Raw genomic sequence first — 20931 nt, 5'->3', positions numbered from 1 at the left:
TTATACAGTTTCGAAGTTAGCTTGAGTTTGAATAGATACTTGTCGACCATCAAAAATTCTGATAATACGATCGGTCATTTTCGCTTGTTGTTCATCGTGAGTTACCATCACAATTGTTGCACCTTCTTTGTTTAGTTTCATCAACATTTGCATTACTTCTTCACCCATTACTGAGTCTAAGTTACCTGTTGGTTCATCGGCAAAGATGATGGAAGGATTTCCAACAATGGCTCTTGCAATCGCTACTCTCTGACGCTGACCACCAGAAAGCTGAGAAGGTTTATGGTCCATTCTATGCGATAATCCTACTTTTTCAAGCGCCTCTTCCACACGTTGTTTTGTTTCTTTAGAAGAGATCTTTCTATATAATAATGGCATAGCCACGTTTTCTCTCACACTTAAATCGTTGATCAAATGAAACGATTGGAATACAAAGCCTAAGTGTTCGTTTCTGAATTTAGCTAGCTTTCTATCAGATAAGCTTAATGGGTTATTGCCATCAATAATAATAGATCCATCAGAAGGTAAATCTAAAAGACCCATGATACTTAATAAAGTGGATTTACCACATCCCGAAGGTCCCATAATAGAAATGAATTCTCCTTTCTTGATGTTTAAGGATACATCCTCTAACGCCCAAGTCTCTACGGCGTCTGTCTTAAATACTTTACTGATGTTTTTTAACTCGATCATAATGATAATTTTTTAATGTTTTTATTTGACACTAGTAGGGTAGTCTTCTACCTTTTTGTTTTAGCTTTTTAGTGATTTAAATTTCACTATTATATATGAAAAAAGTGTTCAAAATTTTATAACTAACTGGTAATTAAGTTGTTGAATGCTATTTCTTTCAAATTCTTCTATTTTAAAATGATTCAGTCAGTGGCAAAGTGTTCCGTTTTGGAGCAGTTTACTTCTTACTGGAACACATACCAGATATTCTCGTTTTTCTCGAAATCGTATAAAGTGACGGTACGTAACTGATAGTAGCTCATCCAGTAGCCTTTTAAAGTATTGAGGTAAGCATTTTTAGCCTGGTCTTTTTCGTCAGTAGACCATACCAATTCTCTGATACTAATATCACCCAATTCATATCTTTGCAAAGCAATATTGTATTTCTGTTGTGCTACTTCATCCGCCTTCTGAATATATTTTACTTGCTTCGCCATAGTTTCCACTTGTTCACTTGCATTAATCACCTCTCTTTGGAGGTCCAATTTTTCCTGATCGATCTGTGCCTGTACCAACTCATAATTTGAGGTCGCTGCATTAATTCTAGATTTAGCACGTCCCCAATCTAAAATCGGAACACGTAACGTAACATTTACCTGATGCGACTCCACAGAGTTTTTATAAGATTCACCCAAATCAGTGGCTTGATTACTTGTACCAAAAGCCATTTCAACATTGGCCTGGAAACGATTGTCTCTTTTCGCTTTTACAATCAAACTTTCACCTTCCAATAACCTTCTCTGATATGAAATAAAATCTTTTCTATTCAATTGTGCTTTATCCCAAGCCACATCTTGATTCACATCATTCAACTTATATTCGCTTGGAACGATAAGTGATATCGTCTCAGTGGCATAATCAAGTTGTAGGTAATTAAGCAAGGCTCTTAATGCTATATTGTAGTCTAGGTGAGCAGAAGTCATGGCTTGTTCAGCAGAAATAACATTCAATTCCACCTGTAACATTTCACTATCACTTGCTTTCCCCAAATCCTTTTTGGCTTTTGTCAGTTCTTTAATTCTCTTGTTATCTTTCACGTTTTGAGCCGCAATGTCCATATTCCATTGTGCGGTTAAGGCATTGAAATAGAATTCTGTTGTACGTAAAGCGATAAACTCCATATCTTCCACAAATCCTTTTTCTGCTTCTTGTAATTGAAGCGGTGCTAATTTCTTTTGCCATTTTAATTGGTTGAACTGAAAAATTGGCTGAGAATACCCTACATAGAAAGGTTGAGCCTGATATTGATGAGAACTGTTCTGAATATTATCAAATCGACTCATCTGACTCCCCATAAAAATAGTACCGCCAGTCGCTGAAATTCTTTGTTCTAAATTCAGCTCCATACTTGTATTATTTTGTTCAATGGGCTGATAAATAATACTTCCGTCAGGTTGAGTAATCGGATTGTAATTCTTTCCATAAGCCATCGGCGACCCACTTAAAACCAACTGTGGTTTTAACTCTGTTTTAAAAGCTTCATATTCTCTTCTTTCAATAATTAATGATTGTTTTGCAATACGCATATGGTTGGATTGATACTGCGCTAAATCGATACACTGTGTCAGTGTCAATGTCTTTTGAGCTTTCACATAAGTACTCGCCCAAACTAAACTGATAATAAGGATAAGGTATTTCATGACTATTGAAGTTGAATTTGGTTAGCATTTTTGAACTTTTCATAAGGGGAGATAATCACGGAGTCTCCTTCTTGTAAGTTTGACGTAACTTCCACCCACTGACTGTTTCTCATACCTGTATTCACAGAAACTTTTTCAGCGACTCCGTTTTTAATCACGAATAGTTCTTCTACTTTCTTCCCTTCAAAAGCACCTCTATTCTTTAACTTTATCGTATTCTCTTTTTGTTCTTTGATGATATTGATATCCACTACCATATCCGGTCTTAGATAATCCAGGTGATCTTGTTGAGGTAAATCGATGAATACCGTCAACATCCCATTTTTTGAACTAGGAGAGATAGAAGTCAGCTGACCAACATAATTGTGTTTAGAAGATTTAATATTCACCTCCATACCAATTGATATTTGACCCACATTTTGTTCTGCTACCGTACCTCTAATTTTTAGTTTTTCGATATTAGCTACTTTCGCTAAGATTTCTCCTTCTGCTACACTTGCACCAACATTATCATTTAAGAAAGTGATTACACCGTCGATACCTGCCTGTGCCTGTGCTTTATCAAGTTTTCTTCTTTGTTCCTTTATTTGCTTTTGCTGAATACCTAATGACAACGACAATGTTTTAATCTCTTGTTCGATCGCTTTTTCTTTGATCTTTAAATCATTTTGTAATTGATCTTGCTTCAGTTTTTCAATTTCTAAAAGTGTTTTCGCTTGCTTTACGTTCTCCTCTGTTGAACCTCCAATTTCAAGCAAAGTCATTTCACCTTTTAAAGCTTCCTCTCGACTTCTTAATTGCAAAGCGTTAATCTCCACTTCTTTATTTAATTGATACAACTCTTTTCTTAATCTTAACTTCTCTTTTTCTAATTCTGCTTTTTTAATGTTGGCTTCATCAATTAAAGAAGATAAAGTGCTTTCTTCTGCCGTAGTATTTAATTGTAAAATTGAAGTATTTTCATCCACCTTCTCACCAATACTGCTGTGGATAGATTCTATAAAAGTGGAGAAAGGAGAAGTAATAGCCTTTTGATAAACAGGCTCGATTTTACCGCTACCATTTACTGTTAATGATATACTGCCTTTAGTAACGACTCCAATAGAGATGTCTTTTCTTTTAATTGATTTTCCTAAAAATGAATTAGCAAAATAGGCCACAGCACATATTCCTATGATAATGGCAACATATTGAATCTGTTTTTTTTGTTTAGCTTTTTTCTGAGTTGACTTTGATATAACCTTGTCCATAATGACTGAATTTTAATGTGATGCCAATCATTATGAAAATATCTACCCATAAATAGGTAACTATCTGATATCTATGTGGTTGTGTGTATTTTTGAGGTTGAGGAAAAGTGAAGTAAATGACATGCTATGCAACAAAATGCTCCAAAATGAAGCAGTTTGTAAAATTTACCATTCCGCTTCCATGATTTTGCTTGACCTAGTTTCCTTTTTGTTTAAGTAGTTCCTTTTGACATATCCAAAATTAAGATTCACACCAATTCTTATCATTAAAGAGCGATCGTTATCCCATTGATCAATTACTCCGAATACATTTTCGGTAATTGCATAGGCTTTAATGCCAGGGAAACCAATTGATGCAGAAGCACCAACTCTTTCCAAACCAGTGCCTTCTCTAGAATAATTAATACCTAAACCTAGGAAGTCAGCAAACCTTTTGTGCATATTTATGGAAAATTTAGGGTTGAAGATATCTCTATAATATCCTCCACCAACAGTCGCACCTATTAGAAAGCGATGACCGAAATCATAACTTCCACCCAAAACGAATTGCATAGGGAGCACTGTTGTAAAAGGGTCAGTTGCCTCTACACTTTGTATTTCTTCAGTGTTAGGGTAAACATCACCTATTTCTGCATATTGATAAGCTTCATTCCAATAAATCTGTCCTAGGTTAGTTACAGCTAAATCAATTAACCAATGATCAGTGATTTGATAAGAAACCCCTAAATCAACAGAATAGCCATGTCCATTTTTCCCACTTTGGTAGGCTACTAATCCAGAATTATTATTTTGATTAGCACTATCCAGCTCACTGCCATTTATTTTAATCTGATTAATTCCAGAAACATATTTAGCATTAAATCCGAGAGTTAGACGATCTTTTATATTATAATTGAAACCAATTCCATATTCTCTGTAATGGTTAATATCTAAAGTTTTAGTAGCATTTGATGCAGGTGCATTAAAAGGTGTAGGTACATTCAAGTTTTCATCATAAGATAAAAAATGTGCTTTTTCTCTAGCAAAAAAGCTTAAACTAATTTTATCATTAGTCACATATACCCCTGCAATTTCCAAAGTAGCATGATCTTCATCTTGTTCTAATTGATTGAGTTCATTGAGTACTTCTCCTAAATCAAAACTACCTGGGAACTCATCTCCATTAATTATCACATCAAAAGGTAAAATGATAGAGTTATTGTTTATATACATACTTGGCAGTACAATCGAAGTTTTGTAAACACTTTTATGGGCAGGGTTTTGATGTTGTCGCTGAGGTAAATCATTCATAAAGTATAAAATACTCTCTTCTTGTGCTTTTACTTGGTGAGTAAAACTGAAAAGAAGGAGGAGTAATAGAGTACAGTTATAAAAGATTTTGTGGCGCATATGATCTAGATATTATAAACGAATATACTATAAACCTAAGCCCGATGAAAAATATTTTCACAGTTTGATTTGATTTTGGGTGGAACTTATGCGAAAAGTATTTGAGGACAACATATATTTCCTTCTTATTTAATCTATTGATAATAACGAAAACTACTTCATCAATTTTTGCCTAAAGACTATTAATCCAAATATATTATTTCACGACCCAGCTTTTTCGATACTTTTAATAGGTGTGAACTCTCAAGTAAGGATGTAGAAGTGTTAAAATTCATTAAATAGTGTAGTTTTTACATTAATAATGCTAATTAGGTATAGCTATGCTAAAATGTATAGCTAAACTACATCCAAAATAAGAATTAAATTACAGAAATATCCATTCACTAATATGCTATATCTACAATCAGAATGTCCAAAATGTCACCACGATCAAATTACTAAAAGTGGAATGGTGAAAGGAAAACAACGGTATAAATGTAAAAAATGTTGTTATAATTTCACCGTGTCGAAACTTGGAAAAGAGATCGATCATAAATATGTGATAAAAGCGTTGCAATTGTATTTAGAAGGAGTCTCTTACAGAGAAATCGAAAGAATTTTAGGCGTTAGTCATGTTACAGTGATGAATTGGGTGAAAAAATACAATATCCCAAAGTTGGAGAAAATTGGATATAACCCACAATATCAAATGCTCAACCATAGCGAATTACTCACTTTTGTGATCAATAAAGAAAATTTAGAAGAGGGTACAGCAATGATCACAAATGTAGGCGCTAAGTATATGGTTATTTCATGGGAAAAAAGATCATAGATATATATAATTAGCAAAGGTATATATGTAAGGTGTTTAAAAAGTGGTCAACTATATATATTCAAAATCGGAAACTTCAGTAATAACAAATTAAACACTATGATTAGCAGAATTAACAACCTAGAAGATTACGCTGTTGCGTATAGAAGAAGCGTGTCCGAACCAGAGCGCTTTTGGTCAGAAGTAGCTGAACAATTCGTTTGGCGAAAAAAGTGGGACAAAACAGTCGAATACGATTTCGACGACTACAATGTTCAATGGTACCTCAATGGAAAACTAAACATCACAGAAAATTGTCTTGACAGACATCTACTATCAAGAGGTGACAAAACTGCTATTCATTGGGTAGCGAATGATCCTCATGAAAAAGATCGTATTTTCACTTATAAAGAACTTCACGAACAAGTATGTCTTTTTGCCAATGTGCTAAAAAGAAATGGAGTTCAGAAAGGAGATCGTGTATGTCTTTATATGCCGATGGTACCCGAACTAGCAATTGCTGTTTTAGCTTGTGCTAGAATTGGAGCAATTCATTCTGTTGTATTTGGAGGCTTTTCTGCTCAAGCATTGGCAGATAGAATCAATGATGCAGGAGCGAAGATCTTAATAACTGCAGATCAAGGTCCACGTGGTAACAAAGTAGTGGAATTGAAACAAATTGCTGATGAAGCTTTATTCCAATGTGAAGGAGTGGAGAGGGTGATTGTTTACCAACGCACAGGGGCCGAAGTAAAGATGGATGATGCAAGAGATGTGTATTGGCACGACGAAATTCAGTCAGTTCCAAACACATGTGAGCCTGAAGTTATGGATTCAGAAGATCCACTCTTTATCTTATATACCTCCGGATCAACCGGAAAACCGAAGGGGGTGGTTCACTCTACAGGTGGTTACATGGTGTATACATGGTACACTTTCAGAAATGTGTTCCAATATCAAGAAAACGACATCTATTGGTGTACTGCCGATATTGGTTGGATTACTGGTCACTCTTATATAGTATATGGACCATTATTAGAAGGAGCAACTTCAGTAATGTTCGAAGGAGTACCAACATTCCCTGATGCAGGTCGTTTCTGGAGAATTGTGGATCGTTTAAAAGTAAATATATTCTATACTGCTCCAACGGCTATTAGAGCATTAATGGCGCAAGGGTTAGAGTATGTAGAACTTTATAAATTGGATAGCCTTAAAGTTTTGGGTACGGTTGGCGAGCCTATTAATAGAGAAGCTTGGGAATGGTATCACCAACATATTGGAAAGAGACAATGTCCAATTGTAGATACTTGGTGGCAAACTGAAACTGGAGGTATTATGATATCACCAATTGCCGGAGTAATTCCAACAAAACCAACCTATGCAACTTTACCATTGCCAGGAATTCAACCAATTCTTGTAGATTCTGATGGTAATGAGATCGAAGGAAAAGGAGTAAAAGGTAACCTATGTGTGAAATATCCTTGGCCTTCTATGTTAAGAACCACTTGGGGTGATCATCAGCGTTGTAAAGATACTTACTTCTCTACCTTTAAAGGATTGTACTTTACAGGTGACGGCTGTCGTCGTGATGAAGATGGTTACTACAGAATTATGGGTCGTGTGGATGATGTAATGAACATCTCTGGCCATAGAATAGGGACTGCAGAAGTGGAGAATGCTATCAATATGCATAAAGCTGTGGTGGAATCAGCTGTAGTTGGTTATCCTCATGAGATCAAAGGACAAGGTATATATGCTTATGTGGTTTGCGATTCTGAAGAGTTGGAATTCTCAACGATAACCGAGCTTAAAGATGAAATTCTTGAAGTTGTAATCGAAAAAATCGGTAAGATCGCAAAACCAGAAAAGGTGCAAATTGTGAGAGGATTACCTAAGACTAGATCTGGTAAAATCATGAGAAGGATCCTTAGAAAAATTGCTGAGGGACAAACGGATAACTTCGGTGATACATCAACGTTATTAGATCCAAGTATTGTGGAAGCAATCAAAGAAGGGGTCGTCAAAGACGATCAAGTAAAAGCATAACAAACAGAAGGTGTTGATTTATTCAACACCTTTTTTTGTGTCTTGATTTATTTATATACTATTGATTGAATTATTAGCAATTTGAAATCCATAATAAAAACTTTGTAATAGTCAGTAAATCAGTTAATTGGAAAAATGGGTTGTAATAATGACGTAAATTGAAAGTAAAAAAGATAAGACGTAAAAGTTGACAAATAAGCAAAGAAATACAATCTTGACATCAGTTTAAAAATAAATAAAACCAAATATGACTAGCTATCGATATGGTAATAATTTAGTTGGGGACAACTACTAAATGTATGAATGAAATCTACGACAGAAAACTAAAAACAATTATTCTCATAGAACATAAGCTGCATATTATTTCTTGTATTCAATCTAAATGAATAATAAGTATTTGATCATACACTAATTATGATGAAGGCGCCTCATTGATTTTTAGTGGATGGGAGAGTACTGCCAATGAATTTTTACTTAACTAATTATTTGCTTAATTAAATGAAACATAACAACATTTTCTGGAGGCAGTTATTGATAATTCTACTGTGGGCCTCCATACCTACTACTACGATTTTCGCGCAACACCGATATGGTGAAGCATTACAGAAATCCATTTTTTTCTACGAGGCACAGCAATCAGGTAAGCTGCCAGACTGGAATAGAGTCACATGGAGAGATGACTCAGCACTAGCAGACGGATCCGATGTCGGTTTGGATTTAACCGGTGGTTGGTACGATGCAGGAGACCATGTTAAATTTGGTTTCCCTATGGCGTTTAGTGTCACCGCTTTAGCCTGGGGAGTTGTGGAGTATGAAGATGCTTACAGACAAAGTGGTCAGTTAGATGTAATGAAGCGTAATCTTCGTTTCGTTACTGACTATTTTATAAAGTGTCATACTGGTCCAACAGAGTTCTACGGTCAAGTAGGTGCAGGTGGTCCTGACCATGCCTATTGGGGTTCTCCAGAGGTAATGACAATGGCTCGTCCAGCATACAAAATTGATGCTGCGAACCCTGGTTCTGACCTTGCTGCAGAAACAGCAGCGGCAATGGCTGCTTGTAGCATCGTTTTTAAAGATTCAGATCCTGCATACAGTGCATTACTTTTACAACACGCAGAAGAATTGTATTCTTTTGCGGACAATTACAGAGGAGTGTATTCAGAATCAATCACTGATGCTTCTGGGTTCTACCGCTCTTTTAGTGGTTACCAAGACGAATTAGTTTGGGGTGCTGCATGGTTGTATAAAGCAACAGGTAATGCAGATTACTTAGCTAAAGCTGAATTGGAATATCCATTATTGTCAAACGAAGGACAATCTGATCTAAAGGCTTACAAATGGGGTCTTGCTTGGGATGATAAAGCCTACGGAATCTATGTCTTGATGTCGGAATTAACAGGTAAGGCAGAGTACAAAGCTGATGCGGAAAGACATCTTGATTATTGGACAGACGGTTATGCAGGAGATAGAATTCCTTACAGCCCAGGTGGACAAGCTCACTTAATGCAGTGGGGTTCATTACGCCATAGTTCAAATACGGCTTTAGTTGCGTTTATTTATAGTGATAGAGTAGCAACAACACCAGAGAAGAAAGCGAAGTACCACGATTTTGCTGTAAATCAGATCAACTATGCTTTGGGTGATAACCCAATTAACAGAAGTTTTATGGTGGGTTATGGAAATAATCCTGCATACAATCCTCACCATAGATCTGCACACGGGGCTTGGGCGAACAATCTTTTAAACAATCCAATTGATCCAAGCCATACACTTTATGGAGCACTTGTAGGTGGTCCTGGTGAGCCTAATGATCAATTTGTAGATGATCGTTCTGACTATGTAGCAAACGAGGTGGCGTGTGATTACAATGCTTGTTTTACTGGAGCATTAGCGAGAATGTATCAAGAATTCGGTGGTGAGCCATTGGCTGACTTCCCAATTCCGGAAGTGCCTACACGTTCTGAAATCAGAACATTCTCTAAATTCAACAGTAATAATGCATCAGGTAGTACTGTTAGAGTATTAGTTCAAAACAGAACAGCTTGGCCAGCAAGAGTTACAGATAAATTATCATTCCGTTACTTCTTTGATATTTCTGAAGGAGTTGCTGAAGGGTATACAATCGCAGATTATCAGCCAGAATTGAACTCTGTTCAAGGGGAAAGTACAATGACCGTAGCAGCTTGGGATGCAGCAAATAATATTTATTATGCTGAAGTTTCTTTAGCAGGGGAGCAAATTGCTCCAATCGGAGACCCTGCTTTCCGTCGTGATGTTCAAATCAACTTTAGAGTAGCGAATGGTGTGCCTTATGATACATCAAATGATTGGTCTGCATTCGGTTTAGATACGGAAGATGAATCGCCAAGAATTCCAGTCTACGATAATGGTGTTTTAGTATTCGGATCTGAGCCTAATGGTGGTGGAACTCCCGTGGCTAAATTTACTATGGATGTAAATCAAGGTGTTGCTCCTTTGACTGTAAACTTTGATGCTTCAATGTCGTCTGATCCTAACGATGATCCTATCACTTATTCATGGGACTTTGGAAATGGTACTACATCAACTTTAGTAAATCCATCTGCTACGTATACTACGCCAGGTGAATATACAGTTTCTTTAACTGTAAGTGATGGTGAAAATGTATCTACTCCGGTGACTGAATTAATTACAGTATTAGATCCAAATGCACCTCCAATAGCATCTTTTGTGACATCAACTAATGGTGGAACACTTCCTTTAGATGTACTTTTTGATGCTTCTTCCTCAATTGATCCTAATGACGAGGCTTTGACTTACGATTGGGATTTCGGAAATGGCTCAGTGGGAACTGGTGTAACAGTTTCAAATATATTTGATGCAGTAGGTGAGTTCACAGTTACATTAACTGTAACAAATGTATCTGGTAAGAGTGATTTTACTTCTAAAGTAATTTCTGTAAATGATGGTAGCTTCGATTGTAACTTTGGAGCACCTCAAGCAACTGCTTTAGAATCAACAGGTCACACAGCTTACAAGAATATCCATGTATTGGGTGAAGGTGGACCTGACTTAAGTACTATGAGAGATTTTACAATCAACTGGGATCTACCAAACAAAGGGTTGTATCAATTCTCATTTAACTCAAATAATGGTCAGCCAAGCTGGTATGTTGATTTATTGGGTAAAGTGAATCATACTTTTGATGCTGTTGAGCCATCAGTGACTATTGCAGCTTCTGGGATTCCTGGATTCGATGGCGATTATTGGGCAACTATGGATGGTGCAAACTTTGTATTAGTATCTAAAACAGGAACGTTCTCGATTTACTTTAATAACTCTGCTACAGCTCCTAACTGTGGAGGTTCTTTAGCGGCGGCTTCTTCAATGAGAACGATGGCATTAATGGCTTCAGATTGCTCATTTGGTGCACCTCAAGCAGAAGCATTTGGTTCAACTGGACATACAGCTTATCAAAATATCTTTGTATTGGGTAATGCAGGTCCTGATTTAAGTAATATGAGAGATTTCACAATCAACTGGGATTTACCAAATAAGGGATTGTATCAATTCTCATTTAACTCGAATAATGGTCAGCCAAACTGGTATGTAGACCTTTTAGGGAAAATTACACATACAATGGATGCGGCTCAGCCAGCGGTAAGTATTGTAGGTTCTGGTATCCCAGGTTTTGATGGTGATTATTGGGTAACTTCTGATCAGGGTAACTTTGTGATGGTATCTAAGACAGGTGGATTTACTATATACTTCAGTACATCAGCTACTGCTCCAAATTGTGATGGTGGTACTATTCCTCCAGTGGAAAATACTCCTCCAGTAGCGAATATCTTTGCTGATGCTACAGTAGGTAATATTCCATTTGTAGTAAGTTTCGATGCATCTGGATCAACGGATGTAGATGGTGATACTTTATCATATGCATGGGACTTTGGTGATGGTGCTGTTGGTGAGGGTGTTATGGCAACTCATACATATACTGTTGTTGGAAATTATGACGTTACTTTAACAGTATCAGATACTAAGGGAGGATCGGATGCTGCTATCATTACTATTTCTGCTCAAGAGGATAATGTAATTATTACTCCTCCAAATACAGATAATGAGTATATCCAACGTTTCGTTGAGATGAGAAACATGTATTTAGATCCTGCTAATGGCTACTTTAGCCCAGAAGGATCACCTCATCATTCTATTGAAACTTTAATTGTGGAAGCTCCAGATCATGGCCACGAATCAACATCAGAGTTATATTCTTATTGGATGTGGTTAGAAGCAATGCACGGTAGAATTTCAGGCGATTGGGAACCTCTAAAAGAAGTATGGAGAAAAACAGAACAGTTTATTATCCCAACGGCTGAAGATCAACCAACAAATAGTGCGTATGATCCATCAAGCCCAGCGGCTTATGCTCCTGAATTCCCTCTTCCAAGTATGTATCCTGCACCATTAGATTTCACCAATCCAGTTCAAGGTGATTATGTATCGGCAGAGTTAGAAGCAGCATACGGTAATCCTCATATTTATCAAATGCACTGGTTATTGGATAATGATAACTTCTACGGATACGGTAATCGTGGAGATGGTGTGAGTGCTCCATCTTATATCAATACTTTCCAAAGAGGTGAACAAGAATCTGTATTCGAAACAGTACCTCATCCATCATGGGAAGCATTTAAGTGGGGTAGTGCAGATGGTTTCTTACCATTATTTACTGATGATAGATCTTACTCAACACAATGGAGATATACTTCAGCTCCAGATGCTGACGCTAGGGCGGTGCAGGTTATGTATTGGGCATATGAATATGCGAAAGAACAAGGTGTGAGTCTAAGCAACTTAGATCTTGACAAAGCATCTAAAATGGGTGATTACCTAAGATTAGCAATGTTTGATAAGTACTTCAAACCTCTAGGTGCCCAAGATCCAAGTGCAACATCACAAACTAGCTACGATAATGCACACTACTTAATGTCATGGTATATGTCATGGGGTGGAGCAACTGATGCTTCAGCAGCATGGGCATTCAGAATTGGAGCATCTCACTGTCACTTCGGTTACCAAAATCCAGTTGCAGCCTACGCTTTATCACAAGTGGAAGAATTAAAGCCTGTATCTGCAAATGGTGTGAGAGATTGGACAACAAGTTTAGACCGTCAATTAGAATTCTATACTTGGTTACAATCTGCTGAAGGTGGTATCGCAGGTGGTGCTACAAATAGCTGGAATGGCGATTACAGTGCTTACCCAGCAGGTAAGTCTACTTTCTATGAAATGGCTTACGATGAAAACCCTGTTTATCATGATCCAGGTTCTGGTGGATGGTTTGGATGGCAAGTATGGTCTATGGAGCGTATTGCTGAGTTGTATTATATCAACAACGATCCTAGAGCTAGAGACTTGATTACGAAATGGGCGAATTGGGCTGTTAAAGAAACAGTTCTTGTTGGAGAGAATGATTTTGATATTCCTGCTGGTTTAGAATGGACAGGCGAGCCGGATACTTGGAATCCAACGAACCCTGGTTCAAATGCAGACCTTCATGTTACAGTAACTAGCTATAACCAAGACTTAGGTGTGGCAGCATCTTTAGCTAAAACACTTATTTACTATGCCGCAGCTACTGAAAAGTATACTACTTTAGATACTGCAGCACAGTATTTAGCGAAAGAAATCTTGGATAGAATGTGGGTGACTTATCGTGATGATAAAGGTGTTGCATCACTTGAAGAGAGAGCAGATTTTGCTAGAATTTTTGAGCAAGAAGTTTATATTCCTGATACATTTGTAGGTACTTTACCAACAGGTGATACGATTAAAACAGGTGCTAAATTCTTAGATATTCGTCCTCAATATAAAGAAGATCCTGAGTTTGCAAGATTAGAAACTGCTTATTTGGCAGGGGAGCCATTCACTCAACGTTATCATAGAGGTTGGGCACAAATAGAAGTGGCTTTAGCAAATGCTGAATATGGATTCTTCTTCGGAGGTGATAGTGTTTCTTCAAGTTCTTCAGCTTCAAGAATTGCAAGTCCAGTTGCTACTAGTTTAAATGAAGAACCAACAATTCTTGCAAGTCCAAACCCAACAAATGGTCACTTAACATTAGCGACTAATTTCAACTTATCGAATGTGACGGTAAGAATTTATAACACAATGGGTCATGTTTACAAAGAGGCGACAATCTCTTCGGATGGCAATCAAAGTGTATCATTATCAGTAAATGATATTCCTAGAGGGGCTTACATTGTTGAATTAACGAATTCAGATACGAAAGAAGTACTTCGTACTAAAATTATTAAGCAATAATTTCTGATTCAAAATCACAAGATTTTACTCTCCCTTTGAAAAGAGGGAGAGTTTTTTCATTTAATGAAAAGCATCGGTAAAATGTCTTACAGAATATTCTCCATTATTTAAAATAACACTAATTACATCATATCTAACTAAAGGAAGAAAATCCAATTTGTTAAACTCCATGTAATTTACTGCAGCATTTATGATGTTTCTTTCTTGCTGCTTGCTTAAATGTTGTTCAGGCATTCCAAAAGATAAATTGGTCCTTGTCTTGACTTCCACAAATACTAAAAACCGATTCTTTTTACAGATAATATCAATTTCGTTTCTACCTGATCTGAAGTTTTTTCTTAGAATCGTATAGCCTTTGTTTTTTAAATAATCGTAAGCAATGTCTTCACCTTTTGTTCCTAGTTCTTGTTTTTGTGTTTTACTTGATGTCATCCATATTGTATTTTATGAGAAGTCGATGCCAAGAGTCTTTGTCAATGTTATCGACTATTTCGGCGTTAATTTTCTTGTAGGATTTACTATTTCGAGGCATAAAGAAGGAATAGTAATTTTGTTTGAAATTGGATGGTAAAATATCGAACCGTTCTTCGTTTCCGCTTTCTTTAATTACGTAACGCATAATTGGTTTGTCGTGCATAAAAGCAGCAACCTCTCCGTTTTCTAATGCCAATAATCCTTCTTCAGGAGTGGTGAATGTTAGTGGTTTTATTTGATGTTTTAATAGGTAGCTTTCAGCTCCAGAATGTGCTGTTACTCCTATATTTCCTTTCATTCTTCTTAAATCTTCAACCGTATTAATCTTTCCTTCTAATTGATTTAAAGTTAGAGTTGAAGTAATTGTTGCAGTAAAACTTGATATCAAACTGATAGCAATAAACATCCAAACCATAGAAATTGCTCTCCCTAAGGTTGTTTTTGGAGTTTTATCACCGTATCCAACTGTAGTGATGGTAACCGTCGACCACCAAATTCCATCCATAATACCTTCGATACCATCTCTGAAATCTTTAGCGTTATATTTCTTTTCTACCCACCACACTAATGTTCCAAAGAGGAAAACAATAACGATTAAGGTGAAAAATAGCTTCATAAAACCTATAGAGAAAAGGTTAGAAAAGAAAATAGTTATTTCGTCTTGCTTGTTTTTTTTCACTACAACACCTAGGGATGTTGTCATAAAAGGGTAGGTGACATCTAACTGACGAATTCTGGTGCTACTCACAGGCATTGGATTCGCAGAAATATCAATTTGTTTCCTAGATAGTGCCAAGATCAAGCCGGGCATATGTTCATATTCCACAAATTCATAAACTAAATGCATGTCTTCTGCAACCATATGCCAAAGATCTATACTTAAGCCATAGAAAGTGCCGTCCACACCTTTAATAACAAAGGGGGGGTCATGTCTCACGCCAACTCGTAAAATTTTGTTTTTAACGATTTTATCTCTTGATGATAAGTTAGATTGAGCAAATGAAATAATTGAAATACTTAATAAAAAAGAAAGCAGAAGGAGTCTCTTCATTCAATAGTAGATTTTCAGATTGGTTACAATTCCGTACATAAAGATAAAAAAGTATTAATAATAAAAATTTTATCAGTTAATTATTATGAGTTAATCTTTGATATTTTATATCTACTCAATCATTTTATTGAATTCAATAAATATATAAATAACTGATAATAAATTATTTACAATTATTAAATCATGTAAATATCACAATTATTAATTTCTCAGTTATAAATCTATCGGATAGGGAGATAATCATATGTATTTGTGTAGTTGTATATTCAAATATACGGAATCAAATACTTTTATTATGTTTGTCGTGAGCAAGTAATCAACCTCACTCAAACACATGGACAAATATTCCTACATAGCGAATGCTCATGGTGATTACATCGAGCAGATGTATGAGTCATTTAAGCAAGACCCAAGCTCAGTAGATGAGTCTTGGAAGAGATTTTTTGAGGGTTTCGAATTTTCTTTGGAAAAATTCGGAGAGAACCCCGAACTAGACACAAACACTACAAGTAATGGTCAGGCAAGACCCTCTTCTGGATCAATTTCAGAAGAAATGCTTCAAAAAGAAGTTGGAGTTCGTCAATTAATCAATGCATACAGATCTAGGGCACACTTAGTATCTGATACCAACCCGGTAAGAAAGAGAAAAGACCGTAAAGCAAGATTAGATTTAGAGGACTTCGGTTTATCTAATGCTGATTTGAATACTGTATTTTCAGCAGGTTCGTACTTGGGTATGGGTAATGCGAAATTATCTGATATTCTAGATAGATTGAAGAAAATCTACTACGGATATATCGGATTCGAATTCATGTCTATCAGAGAGCCTGAAGTACTATCATGGATTCAAGAAAAAATTGAACACGAATACCCTGGTCACGAGTTTTCTCATGAAGACAAGAAGAGAATCTTGAGTAAACTAAACGAAGCAGTTGTATTCGAAAACTTCCTTCACACTAAATTTGTTGGTCAAAAACGTTTCTCACTAGAAGGTGGTGAATCAACAATTGCTGGTTTAGATACAGCCATCTTTACAGGTGCTGATTTAGGCGTTGAAGAGGTAGTGATTGGTATGGCACACCGTGGTCGTTTGAACGTACTTACGAACATCATGGGTAAAACTTATGATGAAGTATTTAACGAGTTCGAAGGACAAGCAGTGCCGGACGAAACAATGGGAGACGGTGATGTGAAATATCACTTAGGTTTCTCATCTCAAATTGAAACACATAATGGAAAGAAAGTTCGTTTGGATTTATCACCAAACCCTTCTCACTTAGAGGCTGTTGATCCAGTTGTTCTTGGTGTAGTAAGAGCGAAGGTGGATTCGATTTACGAAAAAGATTCAAAGCGTATTCTTCCTATCTTAATACATGGTGATGCAGCCATCGCAGGTCAGGGTATTGTTTACGAAACAGTACAAATGTCGAACCTTGCAGGTTATGATGTAGGTGGTACTATCCACTTCGTGATTAACAACCAAGTAGGTTTTACCACTGACTTTGATGATGCACGTTCATCTATCTATTGTACAGACGTTTCTCAGTTGATTGAATCTCCAGTACTTCACGTAAATGGTGATCACCCTGAAGAAGTAGCTTATGCTATGAAATTAGCAGTTGAGTTCCGTCAACGTTACAATAGAGATATTTTTGTGGATATGGTATGTTACCGTCGTCATGGTCACAATGAATCTGACGAACCAAAATTCACACAACCGAAGTTGTACAACATTATTGCTAAGCACCAAAATCCTCGTGAGATCTACATCAAGAAATTGGTAGAACAAGGAGAAGTAAATGCACAATTAGCAAAACAAATGGATAAGGAATTCCGTCGTCTTCTTCAAGATCGTTTGAATGATGTACGTCAGAATCCACTTCCTTATAGACCTCAAGAATTAGAGATTCAATGGAAACAATTGAAGAGAGGTCATGGTGATGATTTTGATAACTCACCAGATACATCTATTTCTGCAACTACTGTAGAAGCCGTAGGTCATGCTTTGACAACTGTACCTGATGGATTTAAGCCTTTAAAGCAAATCGATAAATTGATTGCTGAAAGAAAAGAAATGTTCTTTGATAAAAAGGTATTCAACTGGGCAGCTGCAGAACTTATGGCTTATGGTTCGATCTTATTGGATAACAAGATCGTTCGTATTACAGGTCAAGATGTTCAAAGAGGTACTTTCTCTCACCGTCATGCTGTATTGAATGATGCAGAGACGAACGAGAAATATAGTTCTCTGGATAACATTGGTAAACTTCAAGCACCTTTCTATATCTACAACTCTTTACTTTCTGAGTATGGTGTTCTTGGTTTTGAGTACGGTTACGCAATGGCCAACCCTAGTGCTTTAACAATTTGGGAAGCACAGTTTGGTGATTTCTCAAATGGTGCTCAAACAATGATCGACCAATTCATTACTTCAGGTGAAAGTAAGTGGGGTAGATCAAATGGTTTGGTGATGTTATTGCCTCACGGTTATGAAGGTCAAGGACCTGAGCACTCTAATGCTCGTCCAGAAAGATACCTTCAGTTAGCTGCTGAATACAATATTGTATTGGGTAACTTTACTACTCCAGCCAACTTCTTCCATGCGATTAGAAGACAGTTAACTTGGGACTTTAGAAAGCCATTAATCGTCATGACACCAAAGTCAATGCTTCGTCACCCTAAGTGTATTTCTCCTGTTGAGGACTTCACAAAAGGAAAATTTGAAGAAGTTTATGATGATGCTTCAATAAAAGATCCTAAAAAAGTAGAGAAAGTGTTACTTTGCACCGGGAAAATCTATTATGACCTTCTTGAGAAGCAAGAAAAGGAAAATAGACAGGATGTAGCAATTGTTCGAGTTGAACAATTACACCCATTCCCAGAAAAGAAAGTTAACGATATTCTTAGTAAATATGCGAAGCATACCTCATTGAAATGGGTTCAAGAAGAACCTGTAAACATGGGTTATTGGACGTATATTTTGAGAGCCTACAGAAACGAAGAGCAATTGATTAAGATGAGATTAGTATCTCGTAAACCAAGTGCATCTCCTGCAACTGGCTTCCCTAAAGTTCATAAGAGGGAGACAGACAGAATCGTTACTGCAGCTTTCGAATAAGAAAGAACCTATTTAATTATAAAATTGATCATGAACATTATCAAAGAAGTAGCATTTGATTCTCCGGAATACCTTAAAGCAGTTGAATTACGTAATGAGGTTTTAAGAAAACCTTTAGGGTTGGAATTTTCTAAAGAGGAATTATCTGAAGAGTTCGATAGTCATCATTTTGTGGCAATGAACGATGAAGATGAGGTGGTTGCTTGCTTAGTTTTAAAACCAATCTCTCCTCAGGAAGTTAAAATGCGTCAGGTAGCCGTAAAGGATACACAAAGAGGAAAGAATCTAGGTTCTTTGATGGTGCAATTCTCTGAAGTATTCGCTATGGATAATGGATATGAACTGTTGACAGTTCATGCTAGAGAAGTAGCAAAAGGATTCTATGAAAAATTAGAATATACTGTAGAAGGTGATCAATTTGAAGAAGTGGGAATACCTCACTTCAAGTTTATCAAAAAATTAGTCTAGAACTATCGTGATGAGGGATATTCCTCCATCACCCAAAATAATAAAACTATGAGCTTACAAATGACCGTTCCAGCTGTCGGTGAATCGATCACTGAAGTAACCGTTGCAAAATGGTTGGTAGAAGACGGCGACACTGTAGAACTAGATGATGTTCTATGTGAACTAGAATCAGACAAAGCAACTTTCGAATTAGTAGCAGAAGCAGATGGCGTCATCAAGATCGCTGATACTGCACAAGAAGATGCTGTTTTAGAGATTGGTGCATTACTTTGTACTATTGAGGAAGGTGAAGGTGCTCCAAAAGCTGCTGCAGCTGCAGAAGCGGCTCCTGCTTCATCAGATGCTCCAAAAGCAACTGGCGAAGTATTGGATATGGTTGTACCTACAGTGGGTGAGTCTATTTCAGAAGTAACTATTGCGACTTGGGCAAAAGAAGATGGCGATTTTGTAGAATTGGATGATCTTCTTTGTGAAATCGAGTCAGACAAAGCAACTTTTGAACTAACAGCTGAAGGACAAGGTATTCTAAGAGTTATTGCTCAAGAGGGTGATACTTTAGAAATCGGTGCTCCAATTTGTAAGATTGAAATTATGGAAGGTACTGCTCCTTCTGAGGCTTCATCAGAAGCAGCTCCTGCAGCAGCAACTCCAACAGCAGCTGTATCTGGAAACGATACATATGCAACGGGTCATGCATCGCCAGCGGCAGCGAAAATTTTAGCAGAAAAAGGGATCGATCCTTCAACAGTTAAAGGAACTGGCGTCGATGGTCGTATCACTAAAGAGGATGCTGAGAAAGCACAAAAATCAGCTCCTGCTCCTAAGAAAGCAGCGGCATCGAAAGAAGCAGCTCCTGCAGCACCAACTGCCGCTCCGGGCGAAAGAGTTCAAAGAAGAGAGAAAATGACTGCTCTTCGTAAGACAGTTTCTCGTCGTTTAGTGTCTGTGAAGAACGAAACGGCAATGTTGACTACATTTAATGAAGTGGACATGAAACCTGTAATGGATCTTCGTAAGAAGTACAAGGAGATGTTTAAAGACAAGCACGAAATCGGATTAGGTTTCATGTCGTTCTTTACAAAAGCAGTTACTGTAGCACTTAAAGAGTGGCCTGCAGTAAATGCATACATCGATGGTAATGAGTTAGTATATAACGATTACTGTGATGTCTCGATTGCTGTATCAGCTCCTAAAGGTCTTGTAGTTCCTGTAATTAGAAATGCAGAGTCTTTAAGCCTTGCAAATATTGAAAAAGAGGTAAGACGTTTAGCGTTAAAAGCTAGAGATAACAAATTGACAATTCCAGAAATGGAAGGAGGTACATTTACTATTACAAATGGTGGTGTATTTGGTTCGATGTTATCAACGCCAATCATCAACGCTCCTCAATCAGCTATTTTAGGTATGCACAACATTGTGGAACGTCCAGTAGCAATCAACGGAGAAGTTCACATTCGTCCAATCATGTATGTGGCATTATCATATGATCACAGAATTATTGATGGTCGTGAGTCTGTTAGCTTCTTGAAGAGAGTCAAAGAGTTATTAGAAGATCCAATTAGACTATTATTGGATGTTTAATCAATAGACATTTCATCAAAAGGACTACACATTGTTGTAGTCCTCTCTTAAATTTTACACAACAAACATTTGAATCTTCTTAG

Annotated in this window: 12 protein-coding genes; 6 read left to right on the top strand and 6 right to left on the bottom strand. The window is 36.9% G+C overall.

Translation table 11 applies throughout. The features are described 5' to 3' along the window. From MY04_RS07325 to MY04_RS07310, 4 genes are all read right to left on the bottom strand, one after another. On the bottom strand, nucleotides 1-693 hold the full coding sequence (locus MY04_RS07325; RefSeq protein WP_066208131.1) for an ABC transporter ATP-binding protein: 693 nt from the start codon (nucleotides 691-693) through the stop codon (nucleotides 1-3). Nucleotides 694-917: 224 nt separating this feature from the next. Continuing rightward, nucleotides 918-2372: a TolC family protein gene (locus MY04_RS07320; RefSeq protein WP_066208127.1), complete on the bottom strand. Its 1455-nt coding sequence runs from the start codon at nucleotides 2370-2372 to the stop codon at nucleotides 918-920. A gap of 2 nt (nucleotides 2373-2374) precedes the next feature. Next, entirely contained in the window at nucleotides 2375-3622 is a 1248-nt protein-coding gene (locus MY04_RS07315; RefSeq protein WP_066208124.1) for an efflux RND transporter periplasmic adaptor subunit, read from the bottom strand. Nucleotides 3623-3787: 165 nt separating this feature from the next. Then, nucleotides 3788-5011, bottom strand: coding sequence for a DUF5723 family protein (locus MY04_RS07310; protein WP_158297609.1), 1224 nt, complete (start codon nucleotides 5009-5011; stop codon nucleotides 3788-3790). A 388-nt stretch (nucleotides 5012-5399) separates the two neighbouring features. On the opposite strand from MY04_RS07310, the gene MY04_RS07305 reads away from it, so the two are divergent. From MY04_RS07305 to MY04_RS07295, 3 genes are all read left to right on the top strand, one after another. Continuing rightward, nucleotides 5400-5822, top strand: a complete 423-nt coding sequence (locus MY04_RS07305; RefSeq protein WP_066208118.1) for an IS1/IS1595 family N-terminal zinc-binding domain-containing protein — start codon at nucleotides 5400-5402, stop codon at nucleotides 5820-5822. 99 nt (nucleotides 5823-5921) lie between these two features. Continuing rightward, nucleotides 5922-7847 (top strand): acetate--CoA ligase, encoded by a 1926-nt coding sequence (gene acs / locus MY04_RS07300; RefSeq protein ID WP_066208116.1) that lies wholly within the window; start codon nucleotides 5922-5924, stop codon nucleotides 7845-7847. A gap of 498 nt (nucleotides 7848-8345) precedes the next feature. After that, nucleotides 8346-14156: a glycoside hydrolase family 48 protein gene (locus MY04_RS07295; RefSeq protein WP_066208113.1), complete on the top strand. Its 5811-nt coding sequence runs from the start codon at nucleotides 8346-8348 to the stop codon at nucleotides 14154-14156. Between the two features lie 60 nt (nucleotides 14157-14216). Here MY04_RS07295 and MY04_RS07290 read toward each other — a convergent pair whose 3' ends face one another. Continuing rightward, a complete protein-coding gene (locus MY04_RS07290; protein WP_066208110.1) occupies nucleotides 14217-14588 on the bottom strand; it encodes a YraN family protein in 372 nt (123 codons plus the stop codon). Beyond that, complete coding sequence (locus tag MY04_RS07285; protein ID WP_066208107.1) at nucleotides 14575-15681, bottom strand: transporter substrate-binding domain-containing protein; 1107 nt, start codon at nucleotides 15679-15681, stop codon at nucleotides 14575-14577. Before MY04_RS07285 ends, MY04_RS07290 begins: the two co-directional genes overlap by 14 nt. Before the next feature lie 334 nt (nucleotides 15682-16015). On the opposite strand from MY04_RS07285, the gene MY04_RS07280 reads away from it, so the two are divergent. The 3 genes from MY04_RS07280 to odhB are packed head-to-tail and all read left to right on the top strand — an operon-like array spanning nucleotide 16016 to nucleotide 20848. Then, nucleotides 16016-18799, top strand: a complete 2784-nt coding sequence (locus tag MY04_RS07280) for a 2-oxoglutarate dehydrogenase E1 component (RefSeq protein WP_066208106.1) — start codon at nucleotides 16016-16018, stop codon at nucleotides 18797-18799. A gap of 30 nt (nucleotides 18800-18829) precedes the next feature. Then, nucleotides 18830-19267, top strand: coding sequence for a GNAT family N-acetyltransferase (locus tag MY04_RS07275; RefSeq protein WP_066208102.1), 438 nt, complete (start codon nucleotides 18830-18832; stop codon nucleotides 19265-19267). A gap of 48 nt (nucleotides 19268-19315) precedes the next feature. Beyond that, complete coding sequence (odhB, locus tag MY04_RS07270; protein ID WP_066208100.1) at nucleotides 19316-20848, top strand: 2-oxoglutarate dehydrogenase complex dihydrolipoyllysine-residue succinyltransferase; 1533 nt, start codon at nucleotides 19316-19318, stop codon at nucleotides 20846-20848. Nucleotides 20849-20931: the final 83 nt, after the last annotated feature.

Source organism: Flammeovirga sp. MY04, from assembly GCF_001682195.2.
Lineage (GTDB): Bacteria > Bacteroidota > Bacteroidia > Cytophagales > Flammeovirgaceae > Flammeovirga > Flammeovirga yaeyamensis.
Note: the sequence above shows the minus strand (reverse complement) of the source record. Positions and strands in the feature narration are given on the sequence as shown.